The 18471-nt window shown below is 43.7% G+C and carries 16 protein-coding genes; 5 read left to right on the plus strand and 11 right to left on the minus strand.

The annotated features are described in order from the left end of the window. Window positions 1-301 precede the first annotated feature (301 nt). A complete protein-coding gene (locus GVO63_RS00585) occupies window positions 302-2320 on the plus strand; it encodes a bifunctional diguanylate cyclase/phosphodiesterase (RefSeq protein ID WP_159577715.1) in 2019 nt (672 codons plus the stop codon). Between the two features lie 5 nt (window positions 2321-2325). Then, a complete protein-coding gene (locus tag GVO63_RS00590; RefSeq protein ID WP_159493791.1) occupies window positions 2326-2913 on the plus strand; it encodes a thymidine kinase in 588 nt (195 codons plus the stop codon). Between the two features lie 469 nt (window positions 2914-3382). On the opposite strand, the gene GVO63_RS00595 is transcribed toward GVO63_RS00590, so the two are convergent. Together GVO63_RS00595 and upp are read right to left on the minus strand one after the other, a co-directional pair. Then, entirely contained in the window at window positions 3383-4408 is a 1026-nt protein-coding gene (locus tag GVO63_RS00595) for a LacI family DNA-binding transcriptional regulator (RefSeq protein WP_159577716.1), read from the minus strand. A 186-nt stretch (window positions 4409-4594) separates the two neighbouring features. Next, a complete protein-coding gene (gene upp, locus GVO63_RS00600) occupies window positions 4595-5224 on the minus strand; it encodes a uracil phosphoribosyltransferase (RefSeq protein WP_159493793.1) in 630 nt (209 codons plus the stop codon). Between the two features lie 346 nt (window positions 5225-5570). Between upp and GVO63_RS00605 the strand changes: the two genes are divergently transcribed. Further along, a complete protein-coding gene (locus GVO63_RS00605) occupies window positions 5571-6854 on the plus strand; it encodes a pectin acetylesterase-family hydrolase (protein WP_159577717.1) in 1284 nt (427 codons plus the stop codon). An 81-nt stretch (window positions 6855-6935) separates the two neighbouring features. On the opposite strand, the gene GVO63_RS00610 is transcribed toward GVO63_RS00605, so the two are convergent. From GVO63_RS00610 to GVO63_RS00650, 9 genes are all read right to left on the minus strand, one after another. Further along, window positions 6936-7157, minus strand: coding sequence for an XRE family transcriptional regulator (locus GVO63_RS00610; protein WP_014950268.1), 222 nt, complete (start codon window positions 7155-7157; stop codon window positions 6936-6938). 387 nt (window positions 7158-7544) lie between these two features. Further along, window positions 7545-8084, minus strand: a complete 540-nt coding sequence (locus GVO63_RS00615) for a WbuC family cupin fold metalloprotein (protein WP_236552016.1) — start codon at window positions 8082-8084, stop codon at window positions 7545-7547. Between the two features lie 111 nt (window positions 8085-8195). Continuing rightward, window positions 8196-9116, minus strand: coding sequence for a hypothetical protein (locus tag GVO63_RS00620; RefSeq protein WP_159577718.1), 921 nt, complete (start codon window positions 9114-9116; stop codon window positions 8196-8198). Window positions 9117-9128: 12 nt separating this feature from the next. Further along, window positions 9129-11402 (minus strand): galactose oxidase early set domain-containing protein, encoded by a 2274-nt coding sequence (locus GVO63_RS00625; RefSeq protein ID WP_159577719.1) that lies wholly within the window; start codon window positions 11400-11402, stop codon window positions 9129-9131. 146 nt (window positions 11403-11548) lie between these two features. After that, window positions 11549-12556, minus strand: coding sequence for a ribosome biogenesis GTPase YlqF (gene ylqF / locus GVO63_RS00630; protein ID WP_159577720.1), 1008 nt, complete (start codon window positions 12554-12556; stop codon window positions 11549-11551). Between the two features lie 38 nt (window positions 12557-12594). Beyond that, window positions 12595-13377 (minus strand): RNA methyltransferase, encoded by a 783-nt coding sequence (locus tag GVO63_RS00635; protein ID WP_159577721.1) that lies wholly within the window; start codon window positions 13375-13377, stop codon window positions 12595-12597. Window positions 13378-13465: 88 nt separating this feature from the next. Next, entirely contained in the window at window positions 13466-14323 is an 858-nt protein-coding gene (locus tag GVO63_RS00640) for a transglutaminase domain-containing protein (protein ID WP_159577722.1), read from the minus strand. Window positions 14324-14341: 18 nt separating this feature from the next. Then, window positions 14342-15577: a hypothetical protein gene (locus GVO63_RS00645; protein ID WP_159577723.1), complete on the minus strand. Its 1236-nt coding sequence runs from the start codon at window positions 15575-15577 to the stop codon at window positions 14342-14344. Between the two features lie 66 nt (window positions 15578-15643). Further along, window positions 15644-17674: an aminotransferase class I/II-fold pyridoxal phosphate-dependent enzyme gene (locus tag GVO63_RS00650; protein WP_159577724.1), complete on the minus strand. Its 2031-nt coding sequence runs from the start codon at window positions 17672-17674 to the stop codon at window positions 15644-15646. Window positions 17675-17918: 244 nt separating this feature from the next. On the opposite strand from GVO63_RS00650, the gene GVO63_RS00655 reads away from it, so the two are divergent. Both GVO63_RS00655 and GVO63_RS00660 read left to right on the plus strand, forming a co-directional pair. Continuing rightward, window positions 17919-18212 carry a hypothetical protein gene (locus GVO63_RS00655; RefSeq protein ID WP_236552017.1) on the plus strand — a complete coding sequence of 98 codons (294 nt, stop codon included), beginning with the start codon at window positions 17919-17921 and terminating at the stop codon, window positions 18210-18212. 1 nt (window position 18213) lies between these two features. After that, complete coding sequence (locus GVO63_RS00660) at window positions 18214-18420, plus strand: hypothetical protein (RefSeq protein WP_159577726.1); 207 nt, start codon at window positions 18214-18216, stop codon at window positions 18418-18420. The last annotated feature ends 51 nt before the right edge of the window (window positions 18421-18471 follow it).

Here is an 18471-nt window from a genome sequence, read left to right on the forward strand (position 1 = left end):
CGAAAGTATTACAAGTTCTCACTAAAGTGTTAATACTTAGGTTACTCATCGATAAACACAGAGAATTAAAAAGACGTTAAACGCCTAAACATCGATTAAGAAAGGACAGGCAATTTGAACAGCAGAAGATAGCAAATCGGTCGATGGTCTCATTCCAAAAATATCATACCAATAGTATGATATTCACTCTGTGCTAACTTTATATATAGCGCAGATATTTGAAAAATGCCTAAAGTGGCATAAAAACTATAAGTTGCGTTAAATGAACTGCGCAGCGTTCGGTCATCAAAAGGTTTATTCGTTGAAAGTAGAACAAGAGTCAATATCACAATTAGAGATAGATCGAGATACAACTGATATGCTGATTGGCAACAGTTTCATCGGGTTCTTGATGACGATATTCGCCTTTTCCGGTCTCTTGTTTTTTTTTGAAAGCGATTCTCCCTCCACATTCGCACAGAAATTTCAGGTCTGGATGTTAATGATGGCCGTGTCTATTACGCGTCTTATCGATGCAATATACTGGCGTGTTAACCTTGCGGGCACGGCATATTATCCACGACCTGCGCTCATCAGGTTTTCAATCGGTTTGTACCTCACCGCGAGCATTTGGGCACTCTACTCTGTTCTCTTTTATCCAACCATGGGAACGATTGAACTTGCTGCTACTATGGTGGTGCTTTCTGCGATGTCTGGAGGTGCTGGGACCGTTTTAGCTCCAAATAAAAACCTTGTTGGCTTTTACTCCACTGCGCTTCTGGTTCCTATGTCTTTATGCGCGATATTCGATGAAAACGGCAGTTTTTTTGTTTTGGGTATACTCGGACTTATATTTTGGTTTGGCATTTTCACCAGCGCGTTTCGCTACCATAAGTTTTTTATCAGCACGGTACACTTAAAAGCTAAAAATAATAAATTAATGGAGCAGATGAAAATTGAGCGAAATGAAACTGAAAAAGTTAATCAATTGCTTATTGCCTCAAATAAAAAGCTCGACGCCTCGAATTTAAATCTGGAGGCAGAGGTCGAGCGCAGAACGGCGGCATTATATCGGCTATCAAATAAAGACCCTCTTACCGATCTACCTAACAGAAATGGGTTCTTAAAACATCTAAACAATCTACTCGATACGTCGCGCGCACTTGAAAATTCCCTTGCGGTACTCTTTATCGATTTAGACGGGTTCAAGCAAGTCAACGACAGCCTTGGCCATAAGATAGGTGATATCGTATTAGTCGAAATCGCAAAGAGACTTCGTAATTACACAGAAGATAACCATTTGGGGCGATGGGGAGGCGATGAGTTTGTTGCTGTTATTCCTTATGCGAATATCGATACAGCCAAAGCTGTTGCACTTGCGATGCGAAGCGGTGTCACCGTCCCTATCATTGCCGATGACAATCAGATTACTCTTGATGCCACCATAGGTATCGCAATGTTTCCTGCGCATGGCGAAACCGCTCTTGACTTAATTCAGCATGCTGATTTAACCATGTATGACCAAAAGCGCAAACAGCGTGGTTCGGTCAGCGTGTTTAATGAAGCCTTGCTGTCTGAAATCAAGCAGGAGCAAAAACTTTGCGAACGGCTTCGCACTGCTATAGAAAATGGAGAACTGACTGTTTTCTATCAACCTATTATCAATGCTAGTACTAAGTCTGTGTCTACTGTTGAAGCGCTGCTAAGATGGAAGTGTGACGATGACTATATCTCTCCTACTGTTTTCATCCCGCTTGCAGAGAAAAGCGGTTTGATGCCTGAGATTGGAGCATGGGTATTAAATCGAGCGCTTATTGATCTTTCTCACTGGCGCTTTAGCAACGAAATATCCATTTCTGTTAACGTATCTGTTGCGCAGCTGTTAGACGATAACTTCTCCAAAGTGTTAGACCATGCACTCAAATCAACCCAAATAGCGCCCGAGCAATTGCATCTGGAAATTACTGAAAGCGTATTTGCAATAGACAAAAAGTTGGTCGGTAAGAGAGTCAGCGAACTTGTTGAACGGAAAGTAAAAATATCCATCGATGACTTTGGTACTGGATACTCTTCGTTGAGCAGACTTCAGTCGATACCCTTCGACTTTATAAAGATCGACCGCTCTTTTATACAGAATACGACTGAGGAGAGTGATACCATAGTGAGAGCGACAATCTTAATGGCAAAGGAGTTTGGCTGCAAAACCATTGCAGAAGGCATTGAAACCGCTGAGCATGAAGCACACTTGGCAATGCTTGGAGCCGACTACCTGCAAGGTTTTTATTTTGCAAAGCCTATGAATGCTAATCACTTTATTTCTTGGTACAACGAAAATTACTAACAACCATGGCCCAACTTTATTTTTATTACTCTGCGATGAACGCAGGAAAATCAACGTCTCTTCTTCAATCAGCATATAATTATCGCGAACGAGGTATGCACTCTATCATTTACACCGCAGCACTCGATGACCGCTATGGCGTAGGTAAAGTCACTTCCAGAATTGGCCTTCAGGCAGACGCCAAACTTTACAGTAAAGAAGACGACTTATTTCTATCCATTCAAAAGGACTGCGAAGCGCGAAAGCCTGATTGCGTATTTATTGATGAAGCGCAATTTCTCACCAAAAAGCAGGCTCGACAGCTTGTTGAAGTGGTTGATGAATTAGATGTTCCTGTTCTTGCGTACGGCTTACGGACTGACTTTTTAGGAGAAACTTTTGAAGGCAGCCACTACCTACTAGCGTGGGCCGACAAACTTTTTGAATTAAAAACGGTGTGTCACTGCGGCAGGAAAGCTAACTTTGTCGTGAGGCTTGATGAAAATGGCAATGCTGTTAAAAACGGAGATCAGGTTCAAATTGGTGGCAACGACCGATACGAGTCTATGTGTCGAAAACATTTTAAAGCGCTCGTTTGGGATGCGCAGTTCTAGTGTTGGATACATCCCTTTAAAGTAAACACACATCCTATCTCAAGCGTAGGCTAAACGATTATCACTAGCCTACCTTCTCTCTTCTCTCCCCTCTTGCCCTCTTGAATATAGCAGCTTAACTGCTGTGCTCTTTTGCAGCAGTTTGACGTAGAACGACTATGCCTGCAGGGCTGTTTCGCGATTAAAATGCTTTCATACAGGCTAAAATTCGTACAGCGAAGTTCAACACGCCCTGGTGTAAAAGATAATAAAAAAACTTAATGGATTAAGATTTTTTTGTGGTTAGATTCCCATCACTTTTGCTGCACATTTGTAAACGAAACTTGTTCAAGTGAAAGTTCCGTACTGGCCGAACTTAAGCTGGAAATGAAGTGGGTGCACATTAATCTGCACCCACTATTGCTCACTACGCTTGGCCATTTAATAACTTAGGTGTAACCCTGTATAACTTCAGTGGGAAAATAACCCTCTATACCGTTTCGCCCAAACGTACTTCAAAGGGCAGCGTGCTTTTCGATGTAACGTGCTCGAGAAGAGATTTTGCCGCTTCTACGCCTTTTTGAGAACTTGATTGACATACTGTTGTAAGGCGGGGACGCGCCCGCTCAGCCTCTTCAATACCGTCAAAACCTGTAATTCTCAGTTCATCTGGAACCTGTATGCCCATTTCTAGTGCCATATGCAAAAGCTCTAACGCAATAATATCACTCATGCACAGCACAACATTGGGTCTTGGAGAACTAGTGAGCACTTCCTTCGCAGCTTGGCGAGCGAAGTGTCGATCACTTTCGGGAAGGTGCCAAATGGCTTCATTACTCACCGTAATCCCCTTATCTTCGGCCGCTCTTATGTAACCATCTAAGCGACGGTGCGCAATAGAAGTTTCAACATCAATAAGAGGGCTGTCATAGATGCGACACGTTGCCGGTGAGTCAATAAGTCGAAGCCCTAAAATTGCGACCGAATCTCCCTCGTTCAGGGCATGGCTAGCAACACGATATGCCGCGTCCTCGTTATCGATATTAATTGATGGTTTGTTATCAATATCAAAATCGACGGTAACAACAGGTTTAGGCGAGGCAGCGAGTTCCTTGATGAGGTTAACATTGCGAGGTTGTCCGTAGCATATGAAACCGTCTACGAAATCTAAAACGTCCGTAATACTGTCTGAGTCACCAGCGTATAAAAGTAAGTGTTTACCATTTTCTTGCAACGCCGAAGAAGCGCCCTTGATGAATGTACTCGCAACCGGGTCGCTCACCATGTAGGAAATACTGTCTGCCAGCACTAATGCGACGATGTTTGATGTACCTTTCCTGAGAATTTGTGCGGCTTTGTTCGGTCCGCTGTATCCAATCTTTTTGCACTGAGCCAGTATCTCTTCGCGCTTTGATTTGGATAATTGATCGGGACGATTGAAGGCGTTTGAAATTGTCGCTGTCGAGACACCTAACTGCTCAGCAACGTCTTTAAGGGTTAGTTTTGTTTTGTTCATTAATTATTAACTCATTTAACGAAGCTTGCTTCCCATCGCTAAAATGATGAAGGGCAGTAAGCATGCGCTGTGACTACCCGTCGATTGTAACACCTTCTTAAACGTTTAACTCAATAAATTTAACGTTTTATAAGGTATCCTTTTAACAAAATTAGTGAACAACTTAATGTTAAGTTTTTACTGCTTTTATCTTGTACCGAAGATCTTATCCCCTGCATCGCCTAGTCCAGGCAAAATATAGCCCTTATCGTTTAATCGTTGATCGATAGCGGCAGTGAAAATATCCACATCAGGATGAGCATCTACTACAGCCTTGATCCCTTCAGGCGCTGCAACAAGGAATAGCCCCATAATTTTTGTACACCCCTTTTCCTTTAGTAGGTCTATGGTTGCAATAAGGGTGCCGCCCGTCGCAAGCATAGGGTCAACGATAAGGGCGGTGCGCTCATCAATATTTTTTACTACCTTGTCAAAGTAGGCAACTGGCTGAAGTGTTTCTTCGTCACGATAAAGGCCTACCACACTAATCTTAGCGTTAGGTATAAGCTTAAGTACCCCTTCAAGCATTCCCAGACCGGCGCGAAGGATAGGCACAACCGTTATTTTTTTGCCTTTGATTTGTCTTACTTCAACATTGTCACCAGACCAACTCTTAATTGTCGCCTTTTCCGTGGGTAACGTTCTCGTTGCCTCATAAGTCAGAAGGTTTCCTACTTCTGACGCTAATTCGCGAAAATCTTTGCTACTAATTTTAGCGTATCGCATAAGCCCAATTTTATGTGCAATAAGCGGATGGGTAATTTCGTGAACGGCCATGTAAGACTCCTTGTAATCGATTTAGCTACATTTTACCCCATGTGTATTTTTGTTAAAGCGATTAGTCGTGAAAATATGCGGGCTCCCTAGGACAAAACATCGTAGGAAAGCTAGACAGCGTTAATAAATGCTTTAGTCTAAAGTCTTGTTCTGAGGCACCTGCATAACGTCTTTCGCAGTGTAAATTGTGAACTTGTATGAATTGCGTCCATTTACTGTGTTTGTGATGGCGTTGTTCGTCCCAACAAGATGGAGTGAAAGATTAAGGAAGTACTTCACTCATATCACGGCCTCAGACAGGCTCTTTACTTACATTCTTATCTTTCAATCACAAAAGGAATTGTTTATGCATTCTTACGCTAAACGTTTTCGTTATTTTGCAGTAATTGCACTCTGCTTTTCTACCCATAACGCGTTTGCCCAATGGGAGCAAATTACGCCAGATAGCCATGTTGTTGTATCCGTGCCTGGCGGCGGTGAAAAAACCGCATACCCCTCATGTTCTCTTCCTGCTTTACCAGGCCCGGAAGGATTAATGCCAAACCCATTTTCTTTTTACTTTGAACAAGGTGAAAGCGACAACCTACTTATTTACTTCAACGGCGGAGGCGCTTGCTGGGATAGCGCTACCTGCTTAGCATCTATGCAGCTCGAATTCGACGATAATCCTATGTCTCGTGCGGCATATAACCCCTCTGCTGTAGTGGAAAATACACCGTTTATTTCGGGCGGTATATTCGAGGATACCGAAGAAAATCCATTTCAAACGTGGTCAAAAGTTTTTATTCCATATTGTACTGGCGACTTACATTTAGGTTCCAGAGATACCCAATATATAGACGAACTTGGTATTGTCACGGGCGTACCGGGTGCTGACGTCACATTAAAACACCGCGGTCACGATAACGCGTTGGTTGTTATGCAGTGGATAAAAGAAAAGATGAATAACAACGACTTGTCTGTGGACAAAGTATTGTTGAGTGGAAGCAGCGCGGGGGGCTATGGAGCAACTTTTAACTTCCCCTACTTTCAGTCACTATTTGGCCGCACTAAAGTGGCGCTTTTTGCGGATGCATCTCTTGGGGTTATTTCAAAAGGATTTACTAAAACGGTACTTAATTATCAAGGGCCCTGGGGTATAGAAGATTCTCTACCAAAAAACTTTCAATCGTTAATTGGTAACTTCAATCACTTAAGCCTCAACAAGCAGGTTATGTTGCGTTTGGCTTATCAATATCCTTGGAATCGTTTTGCTCAATATTCCACTGGCACTGACATTGTCCAAATACAATTCTCTAAAATTTCAGATCAGGTCTCAAAAGGTAACTTAGATCCGACAACCTGGGGCGTCACAGAGTCGGATTTAGGTTATATCCTTGGTTGGCAGATTCAGGCAAACGCTTCTATTCACGCTTTGTCTGCGTTTACTTGGAACTACCAATTCTACCTAGGTGAAGGTACATGCCACATGGTGCTTAATGATTTCTGTGAAGACAATGCCTTCCCTGTATCCTCACCCAGTCCTTTTTACAATGAAGACAGTGCACGGGGTATTTCATTTAATGAGTGGCTTTACACGTTCGCTACGTCACGCCGATTTAGAGAAAATAGCGCGGCTTACTATCAGTAAAGTTTGACCGTGGCGCGCCTACTAAAAATGGGCTTGGCTGTATCAATCTCAAACGATTAACTTTGCCAGTTAACACAATCGCTACCCTACTTGCAGGGTAGCGCCATCTGGCATCGTCACTTCTATTTTCATGTTACCACCCACCGCGGCTAAGTAAGCTGCTGCCCGTTGCAGTGAAACATCCTGAATCCGCTTTGATTCCAATTTACTCACTCCAGAGGCGGTCACTGATAACGCCATTGCTACCACCTCTTGTTTAACTCTATGCTGCTTTCTAATGTCACCTAGTGTGATTTCTTTCATTGTTTTTTACCGAGAATTACGGGCATTAAAAAAGCCCAGATGGTGTTACCTTCTGGGCTTTTGCAAAACGTTCTACCTGCAGCGCCCAGAAGCCAATAGTTGCCCCTGAACACCGACGGTCAGGTGCAATCAGTAATTAAAATTATAAAAATAAACCGTTGAAACGTTTTGCATGATAATTCTCTTTCTACAATATGGATGGCACACGGCAATGTGCCGCGACGCTGCTATCAGAGCGCTCTGCTGTATGTACGCATAAGCCTCTTTGTATCTTCATCCTTAACCATACCATGTCGATAAGCAATAGCAACGACTTTCCAAAAAGGAAAGTCGATAGCTCACGTGTTCAATTTTTTAATAATGAAATATAAAAAAGGACATCGTTTTCTACCTCAAACCGACAAATTCCCCTTCACTAGCGCACTTAAGTGAATTGAGAAAGTCAGGGACCAAATGGCTCCCTTCTTCAGGCGACCAAGTTGCAAACCCCTTATCATCGTTAACCTCATAGGGACCTTGTTTCACTTCCATAAAAACGACTGGGCTATGGCAAACTGTTGCGTGCCAAACATTCGGGGGAATTTCAACACCATGGGTATCTCCACCTGCTTTTAGGGTGATTCTCTCCACCAATTTACCTTCCCTCTCATTATCAAAAAAGAGAATATCTAACTCCCCCTCAAGGACCATGAAAAACTCCCATTTATGAGGCTGAATATGACGATGTGGGCGCACATAAGAGTCTGGCATCATAGCGATAAAGAGCCGCTGAACCACGTCTTGATACGTTGCGTGAACGTTGAAGTGGGCGCGGCGACGGTCACTGCTTTCAGCTTGATATTTAAGCCGTTCGAACAGCGTTTTATCAAAGCGGTTTAAGTTAGTTTGACTCACGTCGTTCTTATTGCTCCCTTTTACATCTGACAATGTCGCCCCCTTTGATAGTTTTAAATAAGCGAAAGGTGTTTGCGCAAAACACTGGCGCAAACACCAAATAACTATCGCTTAAGTTACTTTTGCAATAAAAAAGTTGCAAGCTCAAAGGCTAGCTATCTCGATCCAGCCTCCCTGAATAAACTTCACTTTTTTATCCTGATGACAAAAAACAGGGATTTTCCAATTTTTTTGTTCATCATTATCTAAACGACTATCTGGCCACGTGTAGGCTGACTGTGTCGAGAGTTTTACCCATTTTGCCGTTGTATCGGTAGGTGAACGGCCAAGTTTTTTCCAGCCTTCACTGTGGGTATTTGCCTCCACGCCCTCAGGGCTAAATCTGAACATCGGCTCGTCGTATTCATCGAGTACAACCATATGATGGTCGCCCCGATAACTCACTCTAATAGCTCGTTCAGGGCCACGGATCACCATAGCTGTCAGGTCGGAAATAGGTGCTGACTTATTATCAACCGTCACCAATGTACGTTTACTAGGCGGTGCCAGCGATTTGAAATAACCCGAGATATCCTGCCGCTCACCGTTTACCGCTAGTGCGATATTCCAACGGTCAACGTGCTCATCCGTTTTCTCTAGGCGTTTGTCATACCAACCAAAGTAGTTTTTATCGCTAACTCGGCCCCATTTCGATTCAACCTTTTCATCCATCACCCATTCTGGAAGCGGCCTTGGGCCTGCGGTTTGCACTTTAAACCACATAGGGTGGTCCCAGTTAGCGTACACACCACTTTTAGAAATCCGGATAAAAGGCATATTGTCATTACCTAAGACTTCCAATTTACCCTCTCCATCAAACTGCACGAGTATTTCATTACCCAAAGGCGAACTCTGTATTTGAGATACGATAAAGGGGGCTTTTTCTCCTTTTTCATCGTTAACCGGGTTATCAATGACTGGCAGCCATTCCCCCGACACGGCTGACGCACCGTGCGCGTAAGCATTCGAGGCAACAACTGAAGATGTTAGGACAAGTGCCAACATTGTCGTTAATCGCATAATCATGATTACTTCCCCCTAATTACACATCGCAGAGAGTTGCCCTGTTACCGTAATGGTTTTTGACGCAGATGGGACCAACTCGCCATTTTCATCGCGCGCATTAACAAAGAGCATATAATCACCCGGAGGGACTACCGCTTGCTGCGAGGGCATTTGTACGACAATTCTATCTGAGTTGTAACGCACTATAGGGAGTACTACGCTGCGCTGATCACCATCGATAAGATGCGTGATGTTTGTCCGTCGTATCAACACCACCGACTCAATATTCCCGTTCATTTTAGCGGTTGCCGCATCGGTGTTTCTGAGACCAATACGAAAGCGTTCTCCTACAGCAACAGTTTTGCTTCGTGTTCCGATTGAGGGGCGGTCACCAAACATGTAGGCCGGTTTGTAGATTTCAAAAGAAGGATCTCTGCCGTCATTAGGTGAGAAGCCAGGTAGCGTCACGCTATAAGCATAAGCGGTGTTGATAGGTGCATGTCCACCTATTAGCACGCTTCCGTCTGGCAACAGTGCCGCGGAGTTATGATAGGTACGCGGTCGATTTTGCTCGGCAACTTGTCTAAATGTTTCGGTCTCAGGGTCAAAAATTTCAGCTTTTAAAATGGGCTTACCTGCGCCAGGTAACACTACCTCATCCCTGTCAGCTCCCGATACCACGAGTACTTCTCCGGTAGGTAGTAGCACGCCCGTACCGTACCAACGCCCCTGCTGAAGGCTTCCGGTAGAGCGCGAGTCATACAGCATTTTCTCTCCGTCAATCGTTACAGAATCGATACGCGCTAAGTTCGTTCCCACGTAAAGGCCAGGGCTTGTCGCAGCAACACCTGTGAGCACACCGCCAGCGGTAAGGAACTCTGCTTTATTGTATGTCCCATTTTCATCCGGTGTTAGCGGCATCATCATGGAAAACGTTGAGCCTCTAAACCCTGCTCCAAGCAGCGCCTGCACATCAGCAAGTCGATATGGGTCGTCGATAATAGGTGCGAGCGCATCAAAGGGATTTGCAATAAATTCTTCCGTTAGTCCAGTTAGTAAACCGCTTAACGATTCATCAGCCTGTGTGTTAGTAACATTGAGGAAGCTCGCCAAGTCTGAAATACCCGCTTCGCTTAAATGAAGCGGTAAGCCGGCAAAGCCTAGATCAGCCCACGTTTTTGATTGAGGGTCGTAAGCCGCCACAATATTCCATAGCGCTTGATCGTAGCTTTGTCCGAAAGGATTGAAAGCTTGCCCGCCCCCGTTGTAGAACACGTGCCCATTAGGGAGTAGATGCAACCTCGGATACAACGGCAATGACCGCTCTGCCAAGGGGCCATTGTCTGTCCACTCTCCACACGATGTATCGTATGTTTCAGTGACGGTCACATTGCGACCCGACGTTTCTGGGCGGGTTAAATAAACAGGTTTAACGAGCTTAGTCACACCACTCGCAACCAGCACGTTGCCGTTAGCGAGTGATAAAGCACTCGGATACCAGCGCCCAAAATTCATGTCCCCCGTTTTTCGCCAACTGTTATCTTCAGGGTTGAAAATACGGCTATTCTTCAAGCCCTCTAACTCAGAAAGCCCAAAATTAATTGGTTCACCCAATAGGCTCGTACTTACCCCCGGTTCGTGGTAGTAATCGGTGCCACCCACCGCCATGAGTTCGCCGTTGGGCAAGCCCACTAAATCAGCACAAAATAGGGCGCCATCATTATTGGTTCTATCGTCATCTGTATTTAAATCAAGCGGCAGAGATGTACCCAAAAGACCGGTAATGTCGCCAATTATGGTTTCAGAATCGTTGCCATCTGGGTTTGCGCCAGCGTCTACAGGAGAAGGTGCAATCCAACTCGCGCTCTCATTTTTCATGGTCAACACGCGGGTTTGGTCGTTAATAATGGCGGAGCCAATTTCCAGCAAAGCGTTATACTCAACGTTTTCAGTGCCTTCTAACGCGTTAAAGTAGAGAATTCGGCCATCGTTCAACAGTGCTAAACTACCCGCCGCAGGTTTGCACTTAAGCACGCCGTCTTCATTTTCTTCGCACTTACCGTTATCAGGGTAGTTGTTGAGAGGATTAGTGATGTTAGTGTTGTCTTGGTCGGGAAACTCGCCCGTAACCAGCGGCTCTTCGAATGGGTCAGTGAAAATACCCTGCTGCTCACAAACAGCCATATTTGAGCATTCTGGCGTAACGATTGGCACTTTGCCTTTATTGCGATCAGCGAGAGCGAAGTGAGAGGTTATACTTAAAGTAAGTAATGTAAGTGTAGGTACTAACAGTGGACGTTTGTGCATTGTGGCATCCTATTATCGTTGAGTTATCACGCTGTTTAACTTGAGCTTTCATTGATTAACAATCACTCAAATGTAAACAACATGTAAACCAAACGACTGAGATGGATGCCTGGATGCAGTTTTTTTAAATTTATTTTTTTAAATTTTTATTTCTTATTATTAGCCTTCATTCTGCGGCTCTGTTCTTGGCGTTTCTCTTCTCGCTTTTCTTTTCGGTCTTTCTTATCTGGCGTGAGCGATCCGGTTTTGAACTTTGCTTTACGCTTGGCTTTTGCTTCAGCTCGCTTTATCGCTTCCAGCTCCATTTCTTTTTTCTCTACTTCTAGCATTTCAGGGGTTTCTAGGGTAATTCGCCCTAATTTTCCTGACTGCAGTTCTTTAAGCAGAATTTCGCATATTTTGTGAAGGTTAACGCGTCCCCCAGCCTGAATTGCTCCCCGATTTTTTGCGGCCGCTTCTAAAAACTCAATCTCTGTATCGGGCAATTCATCAAGCTTATAGCGTTCTTTAATCACTTCTGGATAGGCTTTAATAAGATAATCAGCAGCAAAAAAGCCCACATCATCGTATTCCATGGCGGTGTTTTTCACTGCGCCAGACGAAGCCAGACGATAGATAGAATGTGGATTCTCTAGCTTAGGCCATAGCACTCCAGGTGTATCAAATAAGATAATGCCGCTACCTAAATTAATACGCTGTTGACTTTTGGTAACCGCTGGCTCGTTTCCGGTTTTTGCAATAATTCGGTCAGCCAATATATTAATTAACGTTGATTTCCCTACATTGGGAATGCCCGTGATCATGGCTTTTATCGCTTTGGGTTGGCCTTCCTTGTAAGAGCAGATGCTTTTGACAAGCTGCATGATCTGCTTGCTGTTTCCCGGGTTATCACTCGACGTCGTAATAGTTTTAACGCCCCGCTCTTTCTCTAAACTTTCCTGCCAACGCGCGGTTATTTCTGGGTCAGCTAAATCGTACTTATTCAGAATTTTAATACAGGGTTTATCTCCACGTATTTTCGCAATTTCTGGATTTTCACTGGAGTATGGAATACGTGCATCAAGTACTTCAATAAGAATATCCACTTGATTCAGCGACTCTTTTATTTCTTTTAGGGCTTTATGCATATGCCCCGGGAACCATTGTAGTGCCATGGTTAATTCCTATCGTAATCGAGTTGTAAACGCTGTACTTAACGCCTTAGTTCATATGCGCACACATTGACAGCGCTAGCTAAATTAAGCGAGTCTATATCTCCACGTCCTGCGATGGTATAAGCGTTGGCATTGAGTGATGTCAGAGCGTCAGTAGGGACGCCTCTCGCCTCATTTCCGAAAAGGTAACACTGGTAATCACCAAACGAACGTGAAGTGATGCTCTCTCCACTCATGTCTAAACAAGCAAATCGTTCAAACCTTGATGCTAGGTCATCTAGAGAAACATTTAATTCCATGTCGACATGGAAGATAGCCCCCATGCTTGCGCGTACTACTTTTGAGTTGTAGGGATCTACGCTATTGGGACTGAGTAGTAGCGTGAATTCACCAAACCACGCTAGCGTTCTTAATATTGTGCCTAAATTCCCAGGGTCTTGAACTTCATAAAGGTAAATAAACTTGTTTCCATCATTCGCTTGTGAGGTGCGATTCTGCGGCTCTTGTTGGACACCGCTCGACATCTTGGGAAGCGGTACACGCGCTATAATTCCCTGAGGAGATTTTGTGTCGCTTAACTGCTGCATTTGTTGAGACGAAACAGTTTCGACCTTCATGAATGGCGTTGATGAATCACAGTGATCTTTTACCCAAGATTCATAATCTGAGGTTACATAAAGTGTAATTCCGCGAGTATTCTCAACGCCCTTTTTGACGACCTTAAGCAACTCTAAAACTAAGTGCTCTCCTTCCACCAAATAAAATCCAAACTGGGTTCGATATTTCTTTTGGTGAAGCTTTTTTACGTCGCTTAGTTTCATTAATTCAGGCCTTTTCTTAACTTTCGGCGCAAGTGTAAGGTATACAGCGCAAAACGCAAAGCGACATGTCGTAATGGCCGTTTAATGTTTATCGTTCTGATCGAACCGTGATGCGCTCTGGCATATTGAGAATAGCGTTTGACAACCCAAGCGCATAGCCCAACCCTTCGTTATCTACTATATGAGCAGGAAGGTAAAACATTTTAAGCGCTTTTGTACCATGCATTGCAGCATCGATTCGATGCCATCGCCCATCAAGCCACACCTCATTCCATGCGTGCCCATAAGCTTCAATGGTGTCTTCATCCTCTACGATAACTGTCCCTATAATAACTCTTGCGGGTATCGCAAGCGCACGAGCTATTGCAGCAGCAAGTACCGAATATTCGGTGCAGTCTCCACTTTTTGACTTAGCCACTGTTGATGCAAAAGAAAAACTATGAATATAAGAGGGTTGTGAGATATAGCTAGCCATGAATTTTTCAATATCGTCCGCAACCGATACAGAATTGTGCACCTCTGCTTGTTCGCGGCTATATTCCGTTAAAAATTCGGCCACCACTCTTTGTACAGAGTCCTCTTCAAAATCAATAACAAAGGTGTTTGCCTTATAATTAGCAAGCGCTTCGGGAGTCGGTTCTGATGCGCTTTCTAACGAATCACTAAGCGATATCGAAAGTAAACTGCTCTCATTATCTTTCTGTTGGGAGACCGCTATACCTCTCCAGTTCGATAAGACCGCGGTTGCAGAATCAGGCGCATAAACTCTAACATCCAATAATATTTGCTGATGGAGTGGTAATGAAACTTCTTCACTGATAATCAATGGAATATGCGCAAAGTAAGGAGAACTTTGCGCATAACCTGCATGACTAAAAAGAAGGCTCGATAGCATTACAGTTATAGTGCAAAGGCTTTTGAGCGATTTCAAATGTCTAAGCTTCATTGTGCATGCCCATGCATTTTATAGATTGGTCGGTTTGCCAGATACGTACATAGGCATAATGTCAAACTCAATGGGCCCCATTTTAACTTGCGCCTCCTGCATGATGAAATCTTCATCAACGGTATACTCAACCTTAAAGCCCTCAATCTCAGCAAGCAATTCTAGCAAACCATTTTTTTGGCCCTTTTTATACATCACAGTAGATGTCGGCTGAGTTGGATCTGCGTCTACGCTCCACGTGTTATAGCGTGTAGAGTCGTTGTCTGAATTCGCTAATTTCTGCGTTTCAAGGTAAGTGCCATAATTCGAAATAAATACACCATCGTATAAAAGCTCAGAACTTACCGACTTCCCCTGAATTTCTCCATCTATGACCCACTTTTCTTCTGGCCTAGAAACACCAATGGAAGAACTGAGTTCACCATTTTCCACAGTGTACGCATAAGAATTGATCAAGGTGCCATCGGAATGGCCCCATGAGCGCACTACAGAATCGGTTGATGAAACTGTATTAGCGTCTACAGGAAGAATTAATGAGGTAGTTTCAACTATTTCCACATCTCCATCTGCGTCTTTAGAGAATTTTTCAGACACAATACCTACTAGTTCCCCCTGCATTGTCATTCCATTTATGGCAAAAAAGAAGGGCTGCACTTGTGCCGTTTTATCAACAGCGTTAACAAACGAGTTGAATACATTTTTGAAGGTATCTCGATAGCCAATTTCATTATGCAAACAAACCTGCAATCCATTCGCAGACTCCGCAGACATGCCCTTGATCAATCCAGCAACCCGTTCATCAGAGTCTCCTAAATTATAGAGAATGTTGTAACTAAATACGGGAGTGCTGCCTAAGGTCGAAATATCTAAGCTGAAATTATACTGGCTTTCCACTGCCTTATTTAGCGTTGTTGAGATATTAGTTATTGAAAATTTCATCATGCTGATAAGCGAATTAGCTAAGCCGTCATAATCTTTAAAAGCCCAACATTCAACAGGTGTTTCAGAGCCGATATCCACCGTAAAATACCAGTAATCCTCGACGGATTGTGCGCCTGACCACGTACCCACTCCAATAGCATTTAATGGAAACGCAGGCAGAGATATTCTAGTGTGCGGCAGACCCTTTGCCTCTTTTGATAAAGATTTATTGAACCACTCAGGCAACTGCTCGCTCGTGATATAGTTTTTAGCACTGACGGGCACTACCATAGTTAGCGTTGTTAGCAAAAAAAACAGCAGATATGTTTTCATTATTTTTAAAATCCCTTTCTTGTTATCAATACTCATTCGTTATCGCTTAAGCTTTCTATATGTGATTTACTCTTCAGCAACAACATAAATTTCACCGTCGTAGATACCCTGAACGGTCAGCTTTTGACTTGCCAAAGCCTGAAGATAATCAATATGTGCCTGCTCAACTTTCTGGCCTGGAACAATCAACGGGATACCTGGAGGATACGGCGTTATGAGGCCTGCCGCTATTCGCCCAATACTGTTTTGCCATGCAATAGCTTCCCTTGGACTGAAAAACGCTTTCGACGGAAGGTCATCCAACTGAATAGGCGGAATATCTGCAGGCAACGGGCTTTTGCTCTTGCGCTTGCTTAAGTTAACGGCACCATCATCAAGACGTTTTAGTGCGTTGTATAGCCTTACAATCTTCGAGCGCATACCCCCTAGCGTAAGCAGTACTAAAATAGTGCTATGTGTAAACTTCTCTATTTCTAACCCTACTTCATCCATCAAGAAACGATGTATTTCTTGGTTTGAATAATCTAACGCCGACACATCGATTAAGATTTTAAGCGGGTCATGACCAATATTATCGCTCTCAAAGTGAGAGAACATCTTCGCAAAGTCATCGGACGACAGTATTTTGAGCCGCTTAAACTTGGCCATTTGTGACTTGAGTTCGGCAACGTTGCTGAGCAGCTCATTAAGAATTTTGTAGCCTTCCATTTCGAGCTGTTGACGACACACATCAAGCGACGCAATAAGCTGATACTTGGGCGACGTACTGGTGTGGATTGCAAAGACTTCTTTGAAAAAGTCTTTATCGAAGTCTGGGTCATTAATGTGAATGAACGACGCTTGGGAAAACGCCGACACCACTTTGTGCGCTGAGTGAGTTATGTAATCTGCCCCTGCAGCAATTGCGGAGTAGTCACGCAACGCAGGGTGAAACAACGAATACGCGAACCATGCTTCATCGATAAACACTTTGATGCCATGTTCATGGGCCAAATTCACCACCTGCTTAAGATCAGTAAGTAACCCGTCATAAGTACAGCCGGTTAGAACGATTAGCTTAGCGTCAGAATTCTCTTCAATAAGCTGCTTGATTTGCGCCATTCTAGGCGGTGAGAAAATGCCATATTCAGGGTTAAACACACTGTCTAAGTATACTGGCATCGCTCGGGCCTGAATAATGCCGTAGTGAACTGACTTGTGACAGTTTCTATCGGCAATGACTTTGTCGCCTTCGCGCAACAGCGTCTGAAGAATAATTTTGTTCGATGTAGAAGAGCCGTTCGTTACAAAATAGGAATGACGAACCTCGAAAGTATTCGCGACAGCCGCTTGCGCTTTGCCAATAGCATGGGTGCCATCTGATAGCGATCCCAGTGAGTCAACGCTTACAGACAAGTCGCTGACGAACACGTTACGCCCGAAGAAACGGTAAAAATCGCTGATATACGGTGAATTACGAAAGCTTGCTCCGCCGCTGTGTCCGGGTGTGTGCCACGAGTCATTAGACTCTACAACATAGTCTTTATATTCAGTCCAAAATGGCGTTTCGTTTCTATCGTCGAAATCGTTGATGATATATCCCAGGATAGACTCCGGGTCTGAAATAATGTCATTGCGATAGAAAAACGACTCAATACCACTGGCTTGGTTTACGATATCCAACCCTTTTACCGCATCGCCTAGCACATATACAGGGAGCTCGGGGCGAATGCGTTTGATTGCGTCAATGACTCTGGCATTATTTTCAATGGTAGGGCTAGTGTTTGAAACCGCTTGTTTTACTGGTTTCTCGTTGTTCACCGCGCCTTCTGCATCATTATTACCCAAATGTTGAACTTCTCTAACAGGCACAACCGGCGATAGCGATACTGAGAGTTCGCTAACTTTAGCGACAACATCCCAGCTAAAAACGACTGCCTGAATATCACCGTCTTCACGAACAAGCTGTAGAGCCTTTGCCACAGAGCTAGCCTCTAACAGACTTATTTCGACATCGCTCCTATCAAAGTAATTAATGGTATTACCTATACTTGAGGTAATTTGTTCCAGTAAGTCAACAGCATCTTCTATAACGAGTATTTTCAAATGTGGGCGCATTAAACAACCATGTATTAAATAAAGAGCAAACGGCTCTCAAACCAAAAGACTAAAATTAGTGTAACTCTGAATTTATCCAATGTCGTGTAAACTCTTCAAAACTATAAGCTTGAGTTTCTCTAGCCAGCATAAATAGCATAAAAACACCGAGCCTTTTTAAACGAGTAAACATTCAAAATAGTGATGTACTAACGCAATGATAACCGGCCACGTGCGTTTCGTATCAGCGGAACATGAAAAGGGTATGAATCAAGTTCTCCACTACGTAAAAAACGTACTTCCTTCTATTGCATCAACAAAGAAAAATACTTGGCCCATACATGATGACCACTGCTTCATGCGAGTCATCTTAGATAACATTTGCGGATGCGCCTGGTACGAGACTATTCCCTCACCGGCCTACAAAAACCTCACTCATGAACAAGCCAGCGCCGCACTGAAACTTGCGAAGCAGATAGCAAATGAACAAGTTTCGCTTCACGTACTTAATCAACGTTCGAAATTTTGGCGTAAAAAACAGCTAAGGTTGGACTTTTAACATGACAAAACGCACATCACTTTACGACGCGATTTTGATTGAAGATGGACAGGACTTAGAACGAATAGTCAAAGACAAGCGGGCGCAATGGAGAGCAAATAATGCAAAGGCGCGCCGCAGGCAACGCCGGTATAAAAAGAAGCTTATTTCAGAACTTCCCCGAATTATCAGCGATATTCACAGCGCATATCCCGAAGATGATGTCTAAAGCACTATCATAATAGATATCAATTACCTACAATCATTGCATGAAAGTTGC

Origin of the sequence: Alteromonas sp. KUL106, from assembly GCF_009811415.1 — a bacterium.
Lineage (GTDB): Bacteria > Pseudomonadota > Gammaproteobacteria > Enterobacterales > Alteromonadaceae > Alteromonas.

What these genes read in the sequence shown, in the direction of transcription:
- GVO63_RS00590 (WP_159493791.1), top strand. Translation starts at nt 2,326, where the DNA reads ATGGCCCAACTTTATTTTTATTACTCTGCGATGAACGCAGGAAAATCA.
- GVO63_RS00595 (WP_159577716.1), bottom strand. Translation starts at nt 4,408, where the DNA reads ATGAACAAAACAAAACTAACCCTTAAAGACGTTGCTGAGCAGTTAGGT.
- upp (WP_159493793.1), bottom strand. Translation starts at nt 5,224, where the DNA reads ATGGCCGTTCACGAAATTACCCATCCGCTTATTGCACATAAAATTGGG.
- GVO63_RS00605 (WP_159577717.1), top strand. Translation starts at nt 5,571, where the DNA reads ATGCATTCTTACGCTAAACGTTTTCGTTATTTTGCAGTAATTGCACTC.
- GVO63_RS00610 (WP_014950268.1), bottom strand. Translation starts at nt 7,157, where the DNA reads ATGAAAGAAATCACACTAGGTGACATTAGAAAGCAGCATAGAGTTAAA.
- GVO63_RS00620 (WP_159577718.1), bottom strand. Translation starts at nt 9,116, where the DNA reads ATGATTATGCGATTAACGACAATGTTGGCACTTGTCCTAACATCTTCA.
- GVO63_RS00625 (WP_159577719.1), bottom strand. Translation starts at nt 11,402, where the DNA reads ATGCACAAACGTCCACTGTTAGTACCTACACTTACATTACTTACTTTA.
- ylqF (WP_159577720.1), bottom strand. Translation starts at nt 12,556, where the DNA reads ATGGCACTACAATGGTTCCCGGGGCATATGCATAAAGCCCTAAAAGAA.
- GVO63_RS00635 (WP_159577721.1), bottom strand. Translation starts at nt 13,377, where the DNA reads ATGAAACTAAGCGACGTAAAAAAGCTTCACCAAAAGAAATATCGAACC.
- GVO63_RS00640 (WP_159577722.1), bottom strand. Translation starts at nt 14,323, where the DNA reads ATGAAGCTTAGACATTTGAAATCGCTCAAAAGCCTTTGCACTATAACT.
- GVO63_RS00645 (WP_159577723.1), bottom strand. Translation starts at nt 15,577, where the DNA reads ATGAAAACATATCTGCTGTTTTTTTTGCTAACAACGCTAACTATGGTA.
- GVO63_RS00650 (WP_159577724.1), bottom strand. Translation starts at nt 17,674, where the DNA reads ATGCGCCCACATTTGAAAATACTCGTTATAGAAGATGCTGTTGACTTA.
- GVO63_RS00655 (WP_236552017.1), top strand. Translation starts at nt 17,919, where the DNA reads ATGAATCAAGTTCTCCACTACGTAAAAAACGTACTTCCTTCTATTGCA.
- GVO63_RS00660 (WP_159577726.1), top strand. Translation starts at nt 18,214, where the DNA reads ATGACAAAACGCACATCACTTTACGACGCGATTTTGATTGAAGATGGA.